The organism is Alphaproteobacteria bacterium, from assembly GCA_040905865.1.
In the GTDB taxonomy this organism is placed as follows: Bacteria; Pseudomonadota; Alphaproteobacteria; order UBA8366.
The window spans coordinates 49,896-69,368 of record JBBDQU010000083.1 but is presented as its reverse complement, the minus strand read 5'-3'; the positions used below and the strand labels follow the sequence as shown (position 1 = coordinate 69,368).

Sequence of the window (19,473 nt, the reverse complement as noted above, 5' to 3'; positions counted from 1 at the left end):
GAGAATTGAATCACGACCGCGCGACGCTGGGAAGGGTTTTTCCGCAGCCTGTTAAGGCGTAATCCGGATCGCCGGCAGTTGCAGCACGCCCGCCGGGGGCCGGAATACATCCAGATCCCCCGTCACCGGCTCCAGCTTTCGCAAGACCGCTTCGTACGGGTCAGTCCGCACATATCCGCCCAGCGCGGCGGCGATATCGGAAATGGATCCGCCCTGCTCCAGCAGCGACAGGGCGCGTTCCAGGGGCGAGCGTCTTTCCGGCAGAACCGAAACCGCGAGGGGCGCTTCCTTCGGCAGATCCAGCGCCTCGCGCGCCAGATCGATGGCGGTGGACAGGCCGCCAAGCGCGTCGACGAGACCGAGTTCGCGGGCATCCTCGCCCGTCCACACCCGTCCCCGCGCAATGGCATCGATCCGTTCCGCCGGAATATTGCGGTCGACAGCGACCTTGTTCGTAAAGTCCGTGTAAATGGAGTCGATAATCGCCCGGTGCCGCGCCGCCGCGCTGGCGGAGAATGGCCGGATCCCGCTCCACATACCGGCGTTGCCGCCGGTGCTGACCTGGGCCCAGTTGATTCCCAGTTTCTTCCAGAGGTCTTCCGTGGCGAATTTTCCGCCGAATACACCGATAGATCCGGTCAGCGTTCCCGGCTGCGCCACGATCCTGTCCGCCGCCATCGCGGCGAAATAGCCGCCGGACGCCGCATAGGCGCCCAGCGAGGCAATCACTATCTTGCCCTTTTCACGCGCGCGTATCACGGTCCGGCGAACGGAATCGGACGCAATATATGACCCGCCCGGGCTGTCGATCCGCAAAATAATGGCGTGAATTGCAGGATCGTCAGCCGCATGGGCAAGCGCCTTGTTGAAGGCCGCGGCGGAAAATGTCGCGCCGGAAAAGACGCCGTTCTCACCCCTGCCGCTTTCGATTGGACCCACGCCGTATATCAGGGCGACGTTTGCGGCAGGTTCCGGCAGCGGCGCGAGACTGCCGGCATACGTATCGAGACTCATGGAATACGCTTCGTCTCCGGCGCGCGCCTGCACAGCCGCTTCGAAGCCGTCCCGGTATCCCAGCACATCGACCAATCCGTGGTCATGCGCGTCTTCGGCCAGTAGCGGTGCGCGTTCAACCAGGGTCCGCAATTTTTCCTGCGGGATATTCCGGTCAATCGCGATGTTATGCAGAATCTGTCGCATCCATGTCCGCACCACGCCTTCCAGCGACTGCTGCGCCGGCTGGCTTATCCCGGCGCGCGTGAAAAGCTCGACCGCGGATTTGTATTCATGGCGCTGCTCGAATTCGGCCTGAACGCCCAGGGTATCGAGGGCATTCTTGATAAACGGCATTTCCAGCGAGATGCCGGTCAGGGCCAGAGTTCCGGATGGCTGCATCCAGACGCTGTCCAGGGCGGATGCAAGCATATAGCGCGACATCACATTGCCGGGGCCTTCGAAGCTTGCCGCAAATCCCATCGCGAATTTGCCGCTGGCACGGAAATCCGCAATGCCCTGACGAAGTTCCTGCGCCGCGACAATCCCGAGGGGCGCATCACTGAGCTGTACGGCTATTCCGGCAACGCGGTCATCCGCCGCCGCCCGCTGCAAAACGGCAATGACGTCGTACAGGGAGACGGACTTCCGGTCGAGCAATTCGTCCCAGGGACGCTCCATCCGGCCGTCACCGATGCCACCCTCCAGATCGAGCCGGAGAACGATCCGTTCCGGCATTTCCGGTTCACTGGAAATGTAGAACACCGCCACACCGACCCCGATCACGGCGACCATGACGGCGGCGAAACCGACAGCGGCGAAGAACCAGAGGAAAATCCGGCCGATCAGCCGCATTGCGCCCGATGCCTCAACATGTGATCGGCCAGCACGCAGGCCATCATGGCCTCGCCGACCGGCACCGCACGAATGCCGACACAGGGGTCGTGCCGCCCCTTTGTGGAAATTTCGGTTTCGGCGCCGTCGACGGTCACCGTCCTTCGCGGAGTCAGGATGGAACTGGTCGGTTTGACCGCGAACCGGACAACGATATCCTGGCCGGACGAAATCCCCCCAAGGACCCCGCCGGCGGCGTTGGACAGAAAACGCACATCGCCGTCATTACCTATCCGCATTTCGTCGGCATTGTCTTCGCCCGACAGTGCCGCCGCGGCAAAACCGGCGCCGATTTCCACACCCTTCACCGCATTGATACTCATCATGGCGCTGGCGATATCGGCATCGAGCTTGCCATAAACCGGCGCGCCCCACCCCGCCGGCACGCCGGAAACCACGAGTTCGATCACCGCGCCCGTCGACGATCCGGATTTCCGGATATCGCCCAGGAACGCCTCCCATTGCGCCGCGACGACAGGGTCCGGGCACCAGAACGGATTGTTCGATACCGCCGCCCAGTCCCATCGCGCGCGGTCGATGCCATGCGGGCCCATCTGCACCAGGGCGCCACGGATCGATATGCCGTCGCCCAGCACCTTGCGGGCGATGGCGCCCGCGGCAACCCGCATCGCGGTTTCACGGGCGGAGGACCGGCCGCCCCCCCGATAATCGCGGATACCGTATTTTTTCCAGTAGGTGTAATCCGCATGGCCCGGCCGGAACCGGTCCATGATTTCGCCATAGTCCCGCGACCGCTGATCGACATTTTCGATCATCAGGCCAATCGGCGTCCCCGTGGTTACACCGTCGAACACGCCGGAAAGGATCTTGACGCTGTCGGGTTCCCGGCGCTGGGTCGTGAAGCGGTTCTGTCCGGGACGGCGCTGATTGAGGAAAAACTGGATATCCGGTTCGCTGACCGGAATCAGCGGCGGCACGCCGTCGACCACGCAGCCGATGGCGGGACCATGGCTTTCGCCCCAGGTCGTTACACGAAACAGGTTACCGAAGCTATTCGCCGACATTGCAGGGCCCGACTGTCGCTTTCAGGATTTGCCCTTGATCCCCGCCAGTAATTCGGAGACCTCCTCCGCCGCATCGACCGCGACCATACCAATCGTGTTATACCCGCAATCGACATGATGGATTTCGCCGGTCACGCCACTGCTGAGATCGCTCAGCAGGTACATGCCCGCATTGCCGACCTCGTCGAGCCCGACATTGCGGCGCAGCGGTGAATTCAGTTCGTTCCATTTGAGTATATAGCGGAAATCGCCGATACCCGACGCCGCCAGCGTCTTCACCGGACCGGCCGATATGGCATTGACCCGAATGCCGTCCGTTCCGAGATCCGCCGCCAGATATTTCACGCTTGCCTCAAGCGCGGCCTTTGCAACGCCCATGACGTTGTAATGCGGCATCACGCGTTCCGCACCGTAATAGGTCAGTGTCAGCAGGCTGCCGCCATTCGGCATCATCCGCACCGCCCGCTGCGCCACGCTGGTCAGCGAATAACAGGATATGTCGAGGGTGCGAATAAAATTGCCGCGCGTCGTCCCGATATATTTTCCCTTGAGTTCGTCCTTGTCGGAAAATGCAATCGCGTGCAGCACGAAATCCAGATCGCCCCATTCTTTCCCGATCGTCTCGAACACCAAATCGATACTGGCGTCGTCGGACACATCGCAGGGCATGATCAATTCGGAGTGAACCGATTCAGCCAGCGGCCGCACCCGCTTTTCAAGCGCGTCGCCCTGGAATGTAAAGGCCAGCCTGGCCCCATGCGCCGCAGCCGCCCGGGCGATGCCCCAGGCAAGCGACCGGTCGTTCGCGACCCCCATAATGAGGCCTCTCTTGCCGGCCATGATCGGTTGCACGTCGCTCATTAGCTTGCCGTCCCCTGCCCGTTAATTGGCTATCCTACCAACACTCGCCTATCGCGTCCAAGGCAAGTGTCGCAATTTCCGAACCAATTCCTGTTATTCCAGTCCCGCCTTCCGGCGGACATCGTAATCGCCGGTCCTGGCCCATTCCCGCGCGAAGTCCTGGAGTCTGGAGTCGGGCTCGTCCGGCAGCACGACCTTCAACTGTACATACTCGCTGCCGCACTCCCTGTCTCCGCCCTTTTCGATCACGATGCCCTTGCCCTTCAATCGCAGCGCCTTGCCCGTATTGGTCCCGGGCGGGATGGTTACGCTGACCGGGCCATGTATCGTCGGAATCTTGATCTTGGCCCCCAATACGGCTTCCGCGAGTGTGATCGGTACGTCCACACGGATATCAAGCCCGTCACGCACGAAAAAAGGGTGGCGACTGACCTGCAATTCGACGAACGCATCACCATTCGGACCGCCATTGGGACTTGGCATGCCCTGTCCCTTTAGACGCAGGCTGTCCCCATCCTTGGTGGCGGCGGGGATATTTACTTCCAGATGCTTGCCGTCATGCAGGCGGATACGCCGCGTACCGCCCAATGCCGCTTCCAAAAAGGGTACCGTAATCGAATAGGTGGCCCCCTGCCCCTTGACCGGCTGGCGCTGCCGCCGGCGACCGAACATATTTGCGACAAGGTCGTCCAGGTCAGGCGCAGACCCTGCGCGGGCGCCGCCACGGAACATGCTGCTCATGCGCGGTGAACCGTCGGCATTGATTTCGCCGCGATCATAATTTGCGCGGGTTTCCCTGTCGGACAGCATTCTGTATGCGGACGACACTTCCTTGAAGCGCTGTTCCACGATTGTATCGCCGGGGTTGACGTCCGGATGCAGTTCCTTGGCAAGCTTCCGATAGGCCGATTTCAGTTCGGCATCGCTCGCCGTCGGCGAAACGCCGAGAATTTCGTACGGATCCCTCATGTGTCAGTTGCCCGGATGCCACCCTTATCCGATACAGGGATATGCGTCAGCTGACGATCTTCCAGGTACCGTCCGGCTGCCGGCACGCCTTGCCATGCGCCTGCTCACTCTGGCCGCCGACCTGGATCGTCTGCGTGTATTCACGGCAATATTCGCCGCTGCCCGTCTGTATGGCCGGCTGCGGGGTAACTGCACCGTAATGACCGGAATCCGGGTTGCGCCAGGTAACAGGCTGGCCCGACTGTCCGGTTTCAAGCGCCTGATGGGTGGTTGTGGCGATGGCGGCGCGATCCGCCTTGTCGAGCGACTTGCCGATCTCGCTGCCCAGAAAGGCGCCGCCCAGGGCGCCGACGGCAACCGCGACCAGTTGCCCCCTGCCGCCGCCAATCTGCGACCCCGCAAGCGCGCCGAGACCCGCACCGAGCAGCGTTCCGCCCGTTTGTTTGTTTCCCTGACCTTCCGCGCAGGCAGTCAGGGCAAAGATTAAGACAATCAAAGGAACAATTTTTTTCATGTTTTCGTCCATTTCAATTCGTTAGGCGATTTCGCGCTACCCTGCCACAAACGCATGTTTCACACGTGATCAGGCTTCCGAATCCGTGAAAGCCCCCATATCATGTCCATAACTGCCCGGCACGTACTAAGTTTCCGGGCAGTCGGTTATCTCACCCGCACAACATTATATATTTACTGCCGATGACAAATTCAAACATGGACGAACCGCTGGCGCTGTTCGACGAATGGTACGGTGCAGCGCAGGACCGCGAAACACTGGAGCCGACAGCCGTAACGCTGGCGACAGCCGATCCGCACGGGCGTCCCTCGGCGCGTATGGTGCTGCTGAAGCATTTCGACGAACACGGATTCGTTTTCTATACGAATCTGGAAAGCCGCAAGGGACGCGAGCTACGCGAGAACCCCTTCGCCGCCCTGCTGTTCCACTGGAAATCGCTGCAGCGGCAGGTGCGAATCGAAGGCGCCGTCAAAGCGGTCAGCGATGCCGAAGCCGACGCTTATTTCAACAGCCGTCACCGCAGCAGCCGCATCGGCGCCTGGGCGAGCCGACAGTCGCTGCCCATGACAGGACGCCGCGACCTGGAAATGGAAATTGCCCGCTACACCGCCAAATTCGGCATCGGCGCCATTCCGCGGCCGCCCTACTGGTCCGGGTTCCGCGTGGTCCCCGACTCATTCGAATTCTGGCGGGAAGGCAAGTTCCGCCTCCATGAACGCATTGTGTACACGCGCATGGATAACGGATGGGCGACAAAACGGCTGTTTCCGTGATTACCGCAGAAAAGTCTGCGCCAGATGCCGAACGGCATATGCGGCGCGCCACATACGCCTCGGTCCTCGTCGCCTCTATCCTTATTTTTGCCAAGCTTGTTGCCTGGTCGCTGACCGATTCCGTGGCGATGCTGTCGACGCTGGTCGACTCGATGCTGGATGGCCTCGCATCGGTCGTAACGCTGGTCGCGGTGCGCCAGTCGCTTACCCCGCCCGACCGGGAGCATCGTTTCGGCCACGGCAAGGCGGAAGCGCTGGCGGCCATGGCGCAGGCCGCGTTCGTTGCCGGATCGGCCATCATCGTTATATTCCAGGCGGGGACGCGACTGTTCAACCCCGTGCCGCTGGCTGCGACAGAGGTCGGCATAGCGGTCATGTTGCTTTCCATCGCGCTGACCTTTGCTCTGGTACTGTACCAGAAATATGTTGTCCGCCGCTCACAGTCGGTGGCGATTTCGGCCGATTCGCTGCATTACACCGGCGACCTGCTGATCAATCTGGCGGTCATCGCGGCGCTGGTGCTGACGCCGATTCTGGATTTTCCCTACCTGGACCCGCTGACCGGCGCCGGTATTGCCGCCTTTTTGCTATATGGCGCGTGGCGTATCGTCGGCGATGCGCTGGATATGCTGATGGACCGGGAATTGCCCGAAGAGGATCGCGCGCGGATCCGCGCCATCGCCAAGAAACATGAGTCGGTCGCGAGCCTGCATGACCTGCGTACCCGCCGCTCCGGTTCCGACGTCTTCATTCAGTTGCACCTCGAAATGGACGGCAACATGCCCCTGCGGAAAGCGCATGCCATTGCCGACCAGGTCGAGGCCGAGATCCAGAAGGCCTTCGCCGGCGCGGAAGTCATGATCCACCAGGACCCCGAAGGTCTGGAGGAAGAACATCCGCCGTTCCGGTGAATAAGTTCGCATGACCCCCGGACCCGAATTCGATAGAGTCGCACCATGAACGACCAGACGAAAAAAACCGTCATCCTGACCGGCGCCAGCCGCGGTATCGGGCATGCGACGGTACAGCGTTTTTCCGACGAAGGCTGGCAGGTCATCAGCTGCAGCCGCGACGATATTCCCGACCATTGCAAGCGCGACCCGAACTGGACGCAGCACATTCCCACCGATCTGGCCAGGCCCGAATCGGTCGACGCCTTCGTCCGGCAGGCCAGAGAGTTGATCGGAACCGGCCCGGTGCATGCCCTGGTGAACAACGCGGCCATATCGCCCAAGACGCCGTACCAGGAACGGCTCGGCTGTCTGAACGGCGATATCGACCGCTGGCGGGAGGTCTTCGAGTTGAACCTGTTTGCGCCGCTCATCCTGGCCCGCGGTTTCGCCAGTGCGTTGCAACGGGGCGGAAAACAGGGCGGCGGCGCCATCGTCAATATCACCTCCATCGCCGGGCATGCGCTCCATCCCTTCGCCGGCTCCGCTTATTCGACGTCGAAAGCCGCGCTGTCCGCCCTGACCCGGGAAATGGCCGTGGAATTCGCGCAGCTTGGCGTCCGGGTCAATGCGGTTGCCCCCGGCGAAATCGAGACCGAAATGATCGGTGAGGAATACGAGCCGCTGATCAACCGGATTCCGATGCATCGCATGGGAACGCCGGATGAGGTGGCGGCCTGCGTCTTCCAGCTCTGTTCCAGCGATTTCAGCTATGTCACGGGGACGGAAATTTTCGTCACCGGCGGGCAGCACGTCTACTGAGGCGCAGCGCCGGTTCCGTCGGTATCCAGCGCCTGATACCAGGCCAGCCGTTCGTTAAGCTGAGCGATTTCGAAATCCAGCCATTCCGCCAGCCGGCCCTGGCTGTATTCGCCACGAAGCTGCACGAGGCGCGCGAGTTCCGTTTCGCACATTTCCGTCAGCATCTCGGTCTGATCGGCCCGGTCATCGTCCGGTAGCAGATGCATGAACCGCATCTTGAGGGCAATGACCAGTTTGCTGACATCGTTGACCGGCGCCCGGACATTTGACGTCATCAGGGTATGAAACGCAGCCCGGCCGGCGTCCGTGATACGCAGCACGGCATCAGCTTCCATGGCCTCGCCGCTGGTCGCCACGGCAAGATCCTCGTAACACAACAGTTCCAGCGAGGCGCCCAGCAGATCCAGCGACGGACCCGCCACGCGGGCGACAAAATAGCGGATTTCGCCGGCCAGGTCGGCATAGCGCTTGTCGCCTTCGGCAAGGCTGCCAAGCGCGGCCAGCCGGATGGCTTCTGTTGGTATTAAGGTATTGTCGCGGTACATACTCGTGACGTCCCCTGTTGCGATACCGCATAATATAATACGCCACGCCGGAAAGAACATCACCCTATTGCGGGTTATCCGACGCTACGCCGCCCATTTCAGGGACAGGCCCGACCAGACATCGGTCAACGCGAATACCAGGGCGTCCATCATTTCATCGGTATGCAGCGGCGACGGGGTAATGCGCAGCCGTTCGGTGCCCAGCGGCACCGTCGGATAATTGATCGGCTGCACGTAGATATTGTGCCGGTCCATCAGCAGGTCGCTCGCCTGCTTGCACATGGCCGCATCGCCCACCAGCACAGGCACGATATGGCTTACCGACGGCATCACGGGCAGGCCAGCGGCCTCCAGCTTGGCCATCAGCGTGCGCGCCCGCTCCTGATGCTGATCCCGCAGGTGTTGCGCGCCCTTTACATACCGGATGCTGGCCAGCGCGCCGGCCGCAACCGCCGGCGGCATCGACGTGGTGAAGATGAACCCATTACCGAAGCTACGTACATAATCGATCAGATCAGCCGACGCGGCAATATACCCGCCGACAACGCCGAACCCCTTGGCCAGCGTGCCCTGCATCACCGACACCCGGTCCATGACGCCATCGCGCTCCGCAACGCCGGCGCCGGTCGGGCCGTACATGCCGACGGCGTGCACCTCATCCAGGTAACTCAGCGCGTTGTAGCGTTCGCAGATATCCAGGATTTCGCCGATCGGCGCGATGTCCCCGTCCATGGAATAGACGGATTCGAACACGACGATCTTGGGCGCATCCGGATCGTCGGCGCTGATCAGGCGCTCCAGATCCGCCGGGTCGTTATGCTTGAACACACGTTTTTCGGCCCGGCTGTGCCGGATACCTTCGATCATCGAATTATGGTTCCACGCATCCGAATAGATCAGGCAGCCCGGCAACCGCATGCCAAGGGTCGACAGCGCGGTCATATTCGCAACGTAGCCCGAGGTGAAGAGCAGCGCCGCGTCGCGCTGGTGCAGCGCCGCCAGTTCCCGTTCGAGAAGCACATGGTAATGATTCGTACCGGAAATATTGCGCGTGCCCCCGGCCCCGGCGCCGCAGGCGTCCAGCGCTTCATGCATCGCCGCAATCACTTCCGGGTTCTGGCCCTGCCCCAGATAGTCATTGGAGCACCACACGGTTACCGGAGATTCCTGTCCGCCCTCGCGGTAGGTGGCTTTCGGATAGGCGCCGGCTTCCCGTTCCAGGTCGGCGAAGACCCGATAGTTACCGGCCTTCTTCATATTCGCCAGATTGTCGGAAAAGAATTGTTGGTAATCCATAGCGCACCCTTCTGGGATTACGAGAGCCTCGTCACCGCTCCACCGATACTCAGGCAAGGTTCAATATTAGATTAAACGGCCTCCGATACCACTGCTATATAACGCCGCACCCGCCATTATCCGGCGTTTGCGGCGGCTTTTCTGACACCGGCTTCCAGCGCCTTCTCCAGCCGGTCGAACATTTCGTCGATTTCCGACTCTGAAATGATGAGCGGCGGGCACAGGGCGATTGCATTGCCCAGGGGGCGCGAAATCAGGCCGTTCTGTTGTGCCGCCTCGCCGACAAACGCGCCGAACGCGGGTTCATACGGTTTCTTCGTCGCCTTGTCCTGCACCAGTTCCAGCGCGCCGATCAATCCGACGCCCCTGACTTCGCCCACCAGCGGATGCGCGGCGCATTGCTGCAGGCGCTGCTGGAATCGGCCCATGACATTGCGGACATGACCGACAATGTCCCGTTCCTCATAAATTTTCAGGGTTTCCAACGCGACGGCTGCCGGAACCGGATGCGCGGAATAGGTGAAACCATGCGCAAAGGTCCCGACCTTGTCGCTGTTTGCGCTGACGACATCGAAAAGCCTGTCGGTCATCATGATCGCCGAAATCGGCATATAGGCAGAGGACAGCGCCTTCGCCATCGTGATCATGTCCGGTTTCAGGCGATAGGTTTCCGTACCGAACATATTGCCGGTGCGACCAAACCCGCAGATGACCTCATCCGCGATGAACAGAATGTCGTATTTGCGCAACACTGCCTGAATTTTCTCGAAATACGTCTTCGGCGGGACGATCACGCCGCCGGCGCCCATGACCGGCTCCGCTATGAACGCCGCGACCGTTTCCGGCCCTTCTTCGAGAATCTGCTCTTCCAGGCTGTCCGCCATCCGTGTCGCGAAAGCCTCCTCCGACTCGCCTTTCTCGCCGTAGCGGTAGTAATGCGGGCACAACGTGTGGAGAATATTGTGGATCGGCAGGTCGAAATCGGTGTGGTTGGCCGGCAGGCCGGTCAGGCTCGCCGATGCGACTGTTACGCCGTGATAGCCGCGCAGCCGGCTGATGATCTTCTTTTTCTCCGGCCGGCCCAGCGCATTGTTGAAATACCAGACCAGCTTGACCACCGTGTCATTCGCTTCGGAACCGGAATTGGCGAAAAATACCTTCGACATCGGGACCGGCGAGATCGCCAGCAAGCGCTCCGCCAGCTCAATGGCCGGATGATGCGATTTCGAGGCGAACAGGTGATAGAAGGGCAGTTCCTGCATCTGCTTCGTGGCGGCGGCGACGAGCCGGTCCTCGCTGAAGCCGAGCGACGTGCACCACAAGCCCGCCATGCCCTCAATATAGCCTTTTCCGCCATCGTCGTAGACCCAGATCCCCTTGCCCCGACGCATTATCGTGGGACCGGTTTCCTCGTGTTTTGCCAGATTGGTATAGGGATGGAGAAGCGTCGCAATATCGCGGCTCTCTGGAGAATTGGGATGCTGCGCCATGATGCGTCCTTGCCTCGAATCGAATGACAATGGTGGGCGAAAACCTACACCCGGCGGCCGCATATGGAAACCGGTCTCTGCTCACCATATGACAACGGCCTTTACAAATCCTGGATCGCCGCTATTTTTCATGTATTACACACTGAAAAACAGTGATTTTATATATAGCACACAAAGGATTCGGCCATGAGTAAGGTCCATGTCATTCATGAAAATCCGGAATGGCTGCCGCCACTGGCGACAGCGCTGAACGACGCTGGCGTTCCGTTTGTGGACTGGTATCTGGAAGGCGGGTCTTTCGACCTGTCGGCCCCGCCGCCGGAAGGCGTTTTCTACAACCGCATGAGCGCCTCGTCGCATACGCGCGGGCATGAATTTTCACCCGAATACACGGCCAGCGTCCTGGCCTGGCTCCGACTGCACGGCCGCCGCGTCATCAATGACGGGCGCGCCCTGGAACTGGAACTGAGCAAGGTAAAGCAATACGCCGCCCTGGCCGCATGCGGCGTACGCGTACCCCGCACCGTCGTCGCCGTCGGCCAGGGTGCCGTCCGCAAAGCCGCGCACGAATTTGGGGCGCCCCTGATATTGAAGCCGAATCGCGGCGGCAAAGGGGCGGGCGTCCAGCTGTTTCAGTCGCTGGAAGCCCTGGATGCCTACCTGGACAGCGACGCGTACGATATCGGACGCGACGGCACAGTCCTGATCCAGGAGTATATCCAGTCCGCCGATTCTTCCATCATCCGCAATGAGTTCGTCAATCGACAACTGGTCTATGCGGTCCGTGTGGATACCTCGCAGGGATTCGAACTCTGCCCCGCCGATGTCTGTGCGATCGATGACCTTGCCTGCCCGGTCGGCGAGTCGCCGGCGGCGAAATTCCAGGTGCTGAAGGACTTCACCCATCCGAACCACAAGAAATTCACCGCGTTTATGGCCGCCAATGGAATCGAAGTTGCCGGAATCGAAATGATCCTGGATGCCGAGGGGGTTGCCTGGACCTACGATGTCAATACCAACACCAATTACAATTCGGATGCGGAAATTGCCGCGGGCATCGCGGGAACGCCGCAATCGGGCATGGGCGCGCTGGCCCGCTTTCTGGGCAGCGAATTGCGCGCGCAGGCCGCCGTCCGCTCCGCCGCCGAATAGAACCGCCGGAACGTGAATCCGGTCTAACGGCCGGCCACCCGTTTCAGTTCGGCCGCGGCGCGTTCGCGTTGCGTATCGACCTCACTGCTATTGTCATTGGCGACTATTATATCCGGGTCTATGCCGCCCTCAACGGTCCTGCCGGACGGGGTGTAATAGCGGGCCGTCGTCAGACGCAGACCGTCATGGTCGGCGAAGGGAATAATCGTCTGTACCGAGCCCTTGCCGTAGGTTTTTTCGCCAATGAGGAGCGCCCGGTGGTTGTCCCTGAGGGCGCCGGCAAGGATTTCCGCCGCGGACGCCGAACCGCCATTTATCAGGACGGTTATCGGCAGCCCGCCTGAAATATCGCCCGGCAGAGCCGCGTGACTCTGCTGGAAGGCGCGCCCTCTGGTGGAAACAATCTGCCCCTGCTCCAGCAGGACATCCGAAATGAAGACAGCCTGCTCGAACAGCCCGCCGGGGTTATTGCGAAGATCGATGACAAACCCGGTCAGCGCTGGCCCGGCCTGGGTGAGGATATCCCGTACCGCCGCCACGAATTCGCCGGAGGCCCGCGCATTGAAGGTGGATATCCGGATATAACCGATATTGTCCTCCAGCGACCAGCGTACCGGGTGGATCTGGATGACAGCCCGTTTGATTGCCACCTCGAACGGAGTCGATCCGTTGCGCTGTACCGTCAGCCTGACCTGCGAACCAACCTGACCGCGAAGCCGCATCACTGCGTCGTTGAGGGTCAATCCCCGCAGCACGAAACCGTCCGCATGGGTAATAAGGTCGCCGGGCTGCATGCCCGCTGCGGCCGCCGGGGTGCCGTCGATCGGCGAAATCACTTTCAGCATCTCGTTTTCCAGGCCGACCTGCAGGCCGATCCCGCCAAACTGGCCGCGGGTCTGCTCCTGAAGCGCGAAATATGCATTTTCGCCCAGATAGGCGCTGTAAGGATCCAGCGACGACAGCATTCCGCTGATCGCCGCATCGACCAGTTCTGCGTCGGACACATTGCCGGGTTCGGGGAAGCTTGTCCGCATGCCGGCCGCGGCAGCCTTCAATAAAGCCGCATCGTCCACGGGATCCACATAGAATGACCGGACCTGATCGAAAACCCTGGCAAACAATGCAAACTCGGACCCGGCGGGCAGCACCACCGATCCGGATCGCCCGGCAAGCTGTTCCGCCGCTGCCGTTGCTTCCGCGCCGGGCGAAGGCTGGCGCGCCAGACCGCAACCGGCCGCAAAAACCGCGACCAGTCCGAAAACCAGCCCATGGGACAAAATCTTATGCATGTGCGCCAATTTTCACGTACCCATCCATATTAATGCGCCAGAAAGGGCGGTTAAAGTATATTGAAACCATCACCACGTCACCAGACACATGCTTTCGAGCAATCGTTACCGACACCTGTAATCTGGCAAGTGACGGAAGATCAGATCATGGCGATAGGCTGCGCCGGACTGCCCGTCGCCCCCTTGAACGGCACTGGCAGCAGAAAGAAGCAGAACCGCGTGATCCCATCGCGAACCAGTTCGTCCATGAAAAGGTTTTCAATCAGATACACGCCGGATTCCGCAAGACAATGCTGGTGGACCGGCATGATCACCTTCGGATGGCGCGGGTTCGGCAGCACCTCCACAGCCATGCTGTCCGCGGCAATCGCGATCACGTCCCGCTGTGTCAGCCAGCGGGCGGCGCTTTCCTCTATACCCGGTTCGCCGGAGCAGTACCGGGCATTGTCGGTAACGTAATACCGGCCCCAGCCGCTGTGCAGGCACACCACGTCGCCGGCGCGGATATCGACTCCCGCGGCATCCGCCGTACGGGCCAGATCATCGGCAGTGATCGCACGCCCCGCTCCCAGGTGCGGCCCTCCGTCCAATCCGGACAGGTCCAGGCACACGCCCGGCGCGACGATCGGCGGGCAATTCTCGATCCCGAGATCCACCAGCCCGTGGTCGCTTACGGATTCGAAGGCATCCCGGCCGCCATAAAGTTCATCGCCGATGGAAAAATGCCCCAGCGCGTCAATATGCGTGCCGACATGCATATTCATTTCAATGCGTTCCAGATTTGAACCCGCGTCGTTTTGCGCGCCGAGTTTGCGGCGCATCCTGATCGTATTGCGCCAGGTCGCTGCGGTGCTCAACACGAATGGCGTCTGGTTCGGCGCCAGGAACGGCGACGCGGCGCTGATCTGCCGGCCGAGTGAATAGACCTGTCCGGTGGTCACCAGAGAAAGCGCGGCGAGGCGGCTTTCCGGGGTCATGAGATTGGCGGCGCCGATCCGGTCAGACGCGCCCCAGCGGGCATGGCTGTGATGTGCAAGTGTCATGGAACTCCCCAGTTTCCGTTTTGCCCAGCCTACACCCGCATGCCTGCCGCCCGAAACGGCCTTTAACCGGCCCCATCTGGCAGAAAATGCCCGAACTGTGTCATTGCGGCCAGGACAATGGCATGCGACGTTCCGGCACATGAACCAGATCGATACACGCCTCCCGATTCCGGCGCAGAAAATCAAATCCCGCCGGATCGCCATGTTCTGCTTCCCGGACGCACAGATTATCGATGTCACGGGACCGCTTTCCGTCTTCGCCACGGCATCGCAGATCCTCGCGGCGGATGGCATGGCGCCAGACCTCTATGCAACAACGCTGCTGGCGGCGGACCTCACTCCGGTCACCACGTCCTGTGGCATCAAAATCATTCCGGACCAGACAATCGAGACAGCGGACCTCGCGAGAATCGATACCCTCCTGATCGCTGGCGGAACAGGCGTGCAGCAAATACTGGGCGACCGTAGGCTGATCGACTGGATTGCCCGTGCGGCGGGCAGGGTGAGACGCATCGCCTCGGTCTGCACCGGCGCCTTTCTGCTGGCGGAAGCCGGCGTCCTCAACGGCAGGCGGGCGACAACCCACTGGCGCCATTGTGCGCAACTGGCGCATCGCTACCCGGCGATCAGCGTGGAACCGGACGCCATCCATGTCCGGGACAGGCACGTATACAGCTCCGCCGGCGTAACGGCCGGCATGGATCTGGCGCTGGCGCTGGTAGAGGAGGACTACGATCGCGCATTGGCCCTCGCCATTGCCCGTGACAAGGTGATGTATCTGAAGCGACCTGGCGGACAATCGCAGTTCAGCGCCACACTGGCGGCGCAAAGCGGCGAAGACAGCCCCTTCGGCGCCTTGCAGCGATGGATTCTGGAAAATCTCGGCGCGGAACTCAGCGTCCCCGTTTTGGCGGACCGTGCCGCCATGAGTCCGCGCAACTTTGCGCGCCTGTTCACCCGTCATACAGGTCAGACACCCGCCAGGTTCGTGGAAACGGCACGGCTCGATTTCTGCCGCCGCCGGCTGGAAGAATCGTCCGCCCGGCTGGAATCCATCGCCCATGACGCCGGTTTTGGCAATGCGGAACGCCTGCGCAAATCGTTTCAGCGGCATTTCCGGATTTCGCCGCTGGACTATCGTCGCCGTTTCCGGGCTCCAGCCCTGTAGATCACATCTTGTTTGGTCGGAACCGTCCACTCAGAAGGAATTCCCCGAATGACCTATACCACCGGTATCCTGATTTTTGATCAAGTGGAAGAACTCGACGCCATTGGCCCATGGGAAGTATTCACCATGGCCGCCGAAGTTCGCGGCAGCGGCAGGGTCGTGACCGTCTCCCAGCATGGCGGCATGGTGAAATGCGCCAAAGGACTGCGCATCGAAGCCGATCACAGCTTCGAAACCGCGCCGCCGCTGGATATCGTCCTCGTTCCCGGCGGCATGGGCACCCGAACGGAGGTCAACAACCAGGCGGTGATCGACTGGATCGCCAGGGTCGCGCCAGGCTGCACCTGGGTCACCAGCGTCTGCACGGGGGCCATGCTGCTGATCGAAGCGGGCCCTGCCCGTGGCAAACGGGTGACAACGCACTGGGCCTTTGTCGATACCCTGCGCGAGCGCGGCGGCGCGGCGGAGGTCGTCGACGACATGCGTTTCGTGCGCGACGGCAATGTCGTCAGTTCCGCCGGAGTCTCGGCCGGGATCGACATGTCACTGTGGCTCATCGGCCAGACCGACAGCCCCGCCTTCGCACGGGCCGTCCAGAAGCGCATCGAATATGATCCGGCGCCGCCCTACACCGCCGCCGTTTGATCGGCACGATAAGATCTATCAGATTCACATGGTGGCTGGATCGCCAACGGCGATTCCAACCGCCATGACCTGATCTGGCGCCCACCGGACGGACCAGCAAACGAACCGGCGACATAATCATAGCATTGTGCTAAATTAAACGGCAAAACATCTGTCGCAACGCGAGGGTTTCGGGTGATGATGGACGATGACGCCGATTCGGAATCCGGGGCGACGACCGCCGGGCAGGGCCATTCCGGCGACTGGGTCATCCCCGTTCCGGCATCAGGCCCGCCTGCTTTCGCAGTCCTGCCCTGGCCGCTATTTGTCCGGTTGCGGCGCCTCGCCCGCGAAGGGACCCGCCAAACCGATACATATTTGAACGACGGCATCAGGGTTCACGATTCCGACACCATATCGTCCCTGCAGGGATGGCTTGACGATACGCCGTTCAGGGAGGCTGGCGACTCGCTGATGCCGGAAGACGGCGAGTTCGGCGGCGACGACCCCATGCCGCTGGCGGTAATGGACCGGCTGCTCGACGGCGACCATCCGCTCAAAGTGTTCCGGAACCACCGGGGCCTGTCGCAAAAGGAACTCGCGGCCCGGACAGGACTGAACGCCACATACCTGTCGCAGATCGAAACCCGGAAGCGTGGCGGATCGACGCGCGTATACCGCCTGCTCGCAGCGGCGCTGAATGTCGATATCGGCGATCTGATCGAGTAGTCCGGAAACAGAACGATTCCCCGCAAATCACGGATTATTGCATAAGACCGGCGCCGCGAGCGGAATTTCAGCGCGGCGCTTACACCTCCGCCAGCACAGCCTTGGCCGTTACCGCAGCATCGCCCGTAAGCTGCAACCGGCGGCGGGAAAGTTCAAGGATCTTCCAGCGGACAATCGGAATATCGGCAATAAAGGGCGCGTCGATGTCCCATAAATCCACCGAACCGATAGCATAGAGCTCCGACGGGTTCGCCTTTTTGGCGAAACAGCGTTCCTCGTTGAAAAAATCGCCATCCTGCAATGTCTCCACCACCGCACCGCCGACCAGCCGCTTGAGAACACCATCCTTTACCAGCCGCAATACGCTGGCATCCGCGTCGGTTTCGGGCACGGGGCCGTCCTCCAGTTCCGCGCGGGACAGGGCGATGGCGATCCGGTTCAGCACAACACAGCCGAGATTGTCGCGAAACAGCCAGCAGCGCCGCAGCCAGTCGCGCTTCTCCGCCAGTTCCTCGGCCACGGCGCGCTGGCCGTGCCGGTCTATGAAGGCGGCGTACTGTTCACGCGGAATCGATAACGCATGCAGGAAACTCTTCGCGCGCAGCGTGCGTGTCGAGGGAATGCCCCGAAGCGCTTCCAGTTCGCCGAACAGCTCGCCGGCGGCGACGCGCGTGGGCTGCGGCACACCCGCCTCGAACGCCTCTCCCGTTCCGGACAGGATCAGCAGCAATTCGTCCACCGGCCTGTCGCGGCGAATCAGGATTTCCTGCGGGTTGAACGCAATCAGCGCATTGTTCATCAGCACTTCGAGGCGCGAATTGGGCAGTTCCGGATAGTAACTGCGCAGATAGCCGAAGGCCTGGCGCCGCAGGTAATCCTGACGACCGGCGATCAGCACGTCATGGGTGCCAAAATCCGCGCCGGACCCGATCTGCCGCTCGTCGACATTCAGCGGCCGCGCCAGATGGGCCAGCACCACCTTGTCCGACGGATCGCGGTCAAAATCGACCGCATCGCCATGGATCAGCCCGCCGCCGATATCGATTTTCTTCAGATGGGCAAAAGACAGGTAACTGGCGCGGATCGCGGCATTACGGTCCGGTGTCAGTCCCGGCTTGTCCGCGTCCTCGGTCACCATATTGTCGAGCACGCGGAAAGCGGCGATATCGGCGAGATGGGAATAACTTTTGTATCCCTCGGTACTTTCAGCCCTGAAATGAAAAATCGATGTTTCGACCGGATGCGGCGACATCACCGGCATCACTTCCAGACCGTTCACATCGTTCCAGATATCGGGTTTCAGATCGACCGTATCGAAATAGGTTTCAAACTGCCATTCCTCGATTTCGGTCAGCGCCGCCAGCTTCTTGGTAACCGCCGCGCGAACCGCCGGCACCGCGAAATAGCGAAGCTTGTGATCGGCCTGGATAAGCGTCGTCAGCCCGGCGAAATGGTCGTCATGGGAATGGGTATGAAAAATGCCTTCCAGTTCATTCACGCTGATGCTCAGCGATTGCAGGATGGCGCTCAGATTGGGGCCGGCGTCGACCAGATAGAAGCGCCCCTGAAACGAGATCAGGCTCCCCATCGACGGCCGGTTGATATCCCAGCCATCGCCTTCACCCGAATGGACCACGGAAAAATATTCCCGGGGCGCGCGGTGCGCACCCAGCGCATAAGGCGAATGATATCCGTCGGGATCGGTCTGGTTCAGGTCGACAGTGATACATTCGTCGCCATAATCGATGTCGTAACAGTTCAGCCCCGTGCGCCGGATGCTGACGCCATTGCGGATTTCCCGGCGGTCATTGTCGAGTTCGATGCAATCCAGCAGTTCGCCGGAATCGCGAATACTGCCGAAGGCAAAATGAAGCTTGATGCGCATCGCTTCATGCGCCGCCGCCGAATCGAGCCCGGCGGCGATCAGTTCCGTTTCGGACACCAGCCCGTAATTGCCCCTGTAGATGTAGTTGAGCTGCGCGCGAAGCTGCTTGCCAATGCCTATAAGCAGGGGCTTGGCGCCCGTGTTGTTGGGGTGTCCCGGCAACAGCATGCCCTGCTTGTACAGCATCTGCAGTACCGGAAATTCCGCCAGATTGGCAAATTCGCCCTGTTGCAGCATGGTATCCGACAACAGGATGGCGTTGGGTCCAGTTTCCGCTGATACCGCGCCGATACGGCAGGACCTTATCAGGTCCTTGCGCATCAAATGTTTCACCACATCCGCCGGGCAGCCGCACAGCAGTCGCAAATTTGCTTCCGCCACCTCAATCCAGCTGACGCCTGGCGTCACTTCCGTCACCTCGATCCGCGCCACGATTTTTCCCACTCCGATTTCCGCCCGACGGGCCGGGGGAACAAAATTAGGCCGTTTACGTTGAAAGACTATGGGAGTG

At 61.1% G+C, this 19,473-nt stretch carries 18 protein-coding genes; 7 read left to right on the top strand and 11 right to left on the bottom strand.

Going from position 1 to position 19,473, the window contains the following annotated elements:
• Positions 1-51: 51 nt before the first annotated feature.
• From sppA to WD767_19635, 5 genes are all read right to left on the bottom strand, one after another.
• Positions 52-1,848 (bottom strand): signal peptide peptidase SppA, encoded by a 1,797-nt coding sequence (gene sppA / locus WD767_19655; GenBank protein ID MEX2618306.1) that lies wholly within the window; start codon positions 1,846-1,848, stop codon positions 52-54.
• On the bottom strand, positions 1,839-2,912 hold the full coding sequence (aroC, locus tag WD767_19650) for a chorismate synthase (GenBank protein MEX2618305.1): 1,074 nt from the start codon (positions 2,910-2,912) through the stop codon (positions 1,839-1,841). The genes sppA and aroC overlap by 10 nt, the downstream gene beginning before the upstream one ends.
• 21 nt (positions 2,913-2,933) lie before the next feature.
• Complete coding sequence (gene fabI, locus WD767_19645; GenBank protein MEX2618304.1) at positions 2,934-3,773, bottom strand: enoyl-ACP reductase FabI; 840 nt, start codon at positions 3,771-3,773, stop codon at positions 2,934-2,936.
• A 93-nt stretch (positions 3,774-3,866) separates the two neighbouring features.
• A complete protein-coding gene (locus tag WD767_19640; GenBank protein MEX2618303.1) occupies positions 3,867-4,742 on the bottom strand; it encodes a J domain-containing protein in 876 nt (291 codons plus the stop codon).
• A 46-nt stretch (positions 4,743-4,788) separates the two neighbouring features.
• On the bottom strand, positions 4,789-5,256 hold the full coding sequence (locus WD767_19635) for an RT0821/Lpp0805 family surface protein (protein MEX2618302.1): 468 nt from the start codon (positions 5,254-5,256) through the stop codon (positions 4,789-4,791).
• Between the two features lie 182 nt (positions 5,257-5,438).
• Here WD767_19635 and pdxH point away from each other — a divergent pair, with 182 nt between their 5' ends.
• From pdxH to WD767_19620, 3 genes are read left to right on the top strand one after another with little or no spacing between them, the layout of a single operon-like run.
• Entirely contained in the window at positions 5,439-6,029 is a 591-nt protein-coding gene (gene pdxH, locus WD767_19630; GenBank protein ID MEX2618301.1) for a pyridoxamine 5'-phosphate oxidase, read from the top strand.
• Entirely contained in the window at positions 6,002-6,940 is a 939-nt protein-coding gene (locus tag WD767_19625) for a cation diffusion facilitator family transporter (protein ID MEX2618300.1), read from the top strand. The genes pdxH and WD767_19625 overlap by 28 nt, the downstream gene beginning before the upstream one ends.
• A 45-nt stretch (positions 6,941-6,985) precedes the next feature.
• Entirely contained in the window at positions 6,986-7,741 is a 756-nt protein-coding gene (locus WD767_19620) for an SDR family oxidoreductase (protein ID MEX2618299.1), read from the top strand.
• Here WD767_19620 and WD767_19615 read toward each other — a convergent pair.
• The 3 genes from WD767_19615 to WD767_19605 form a co-directional block, all read right to left on the bottom strand.
• The gene (locus WD767_19615; protein ID MEX2618298.1) at positions 7,735-8,286 is read right to left on the bottom strand and encodes a hypothetical protein; all 552 of its coding nucleotides are present in this window, start codon (positions 8,284-8,286) and stop codon (positions 7,735-7,737) included. The two genes, WD767_19620 and WD767_19615, sit on opposite strands and share 7 nt — an antisense overlap.
• A gap of 84 nt (positions 8,287-8,370) precedes the next feature.
• The gene (gene hemA, locus WD767_19610) at positions 8,371-9,582 is read right to left on the bottom strand and encodes a 5-aminolevulinate synthase (protein ID MEX2618297.1); all 1,212 of its coding nucleotides are present in this window, start codon (positions 9,580-9,582) and stop codon (positions 8,371-8,373) included.
• 116 nt (positions 9,583-9,698) lie between these two features.
• Positions 9,699-11,072: an aspartate aminotransferase family protein gene (locus WD767_19605; protein ID MEX2618296.1), complete on the bottom strand. Its 1,374-nt coding sequence runs from the start codon at positions 11,070-11,072 to the stop codon at positions 9,699-9,701.
• Positions 11,073-11,258: 186 nt separating this feature from the next.
• Here WD767_19605 and WD767_19600 point away from each other — a divergent pair, with 186 nt between their 5' ends.
• Positions 11,259-12,224, top strand: a complete 966-nt coding sequence (locus WD767_19600; protein ID MEX2618295.1) for an alpha-L-glutamate ligase — start codon at positions 11,259-11,261, stop codon at positions 12,222-12,224.
• 23 nt (positions 12,225-12,247) lie between these two features.
• Here the strand turns inward: WD767_19600 and WD767_19595 are convergent, their stop codons facing one another.
• Together WD767_19595 and WD767_19590 are read right to left on the bottom strand one after the other, a co-directional pair.
• A complete protein-coding gene (locus WD767_19595; protein ID MEX2618294.1) occupies positions 12,248-13,513 on the bottom strand; it encodes a S41 family peptidase in 1,266 nt (421 codons plus the stop codon).
• Between the two features lie 140 nt (positions 13,514-13,653).
• Positions 13,654-14,556, bottom strand: coding sequence for a cyclase family protein (locus tag WD767_19590; GenBank protein MEX2618293.1), 903 nt, complete (start codon positions 14,554-14,556; stop codon positions 13,654-13,656).
• 139 nt (positions 14,557-14,695) lie between these two features.
• On the opposite strand from WD767_19590, the gene WD767_19585 reads away from it, so the two are divergent.
• The 3 genes from WD767_19585 to WD767_19575 all read left to right on the top strand — a co-directional run bounded on the left by WD767_19585 (position 14,696) and on the right by WD767_19575 (position 17,077).
• Positions 14,696-15,724 (top strand): GlxA family transcriptional regulator, encoded by a 1,029-nt coding sequence (locus tag WD767_19585; GenBank protein MEX2618292.1) that lies wholly within the window; start codon positions 14,696-14,698, stop codon positions 15,722-15,724.
• A gap of 48 nt (positions 15,725-15,772) precedes the next feature.
• Positions 15,773-16,369: a DJ-1/PfpI family protein gene (locus WD767_19580; GenBank protein ID MEX2618291.1), complete on the top strand. Its 597-nt coding sequence runs from the start codon at positions 15,773-15,775 to the stop codon at positions 16,367-16,369.
• 177 nt (positions 16,370-16,546) lie between these two features.
• A complete protein-coding gene (locus tag WD767_19575) occupies positions 16,547-17,077 on the top strand; it encodes a helix-turn-helix transcriptional regulator (protein ID MEX2618290.1) in 531 nt (176 codons plus the stop codon).
• Between the two features lie 79 nt (positions 17,078-17,156).
• Here the strand turns inward: WD767_19575 and WD767_19570 are convergent, their stop codons facing one another.
• Positions 17,157-19,406: a cyclic nucleotide-binding domain-containing protein gene (locus tag WD767_19570; GenBank protein ID MEX2618289.1), complete on the bottom strand. Its 2,250-nt coding sequence runs from the start codon at positions 19,404-19,406 to the stop codon at positions 17,157-17,159.
• Positions 19,407-19,473: the final 67 nt, after the last annotated feature.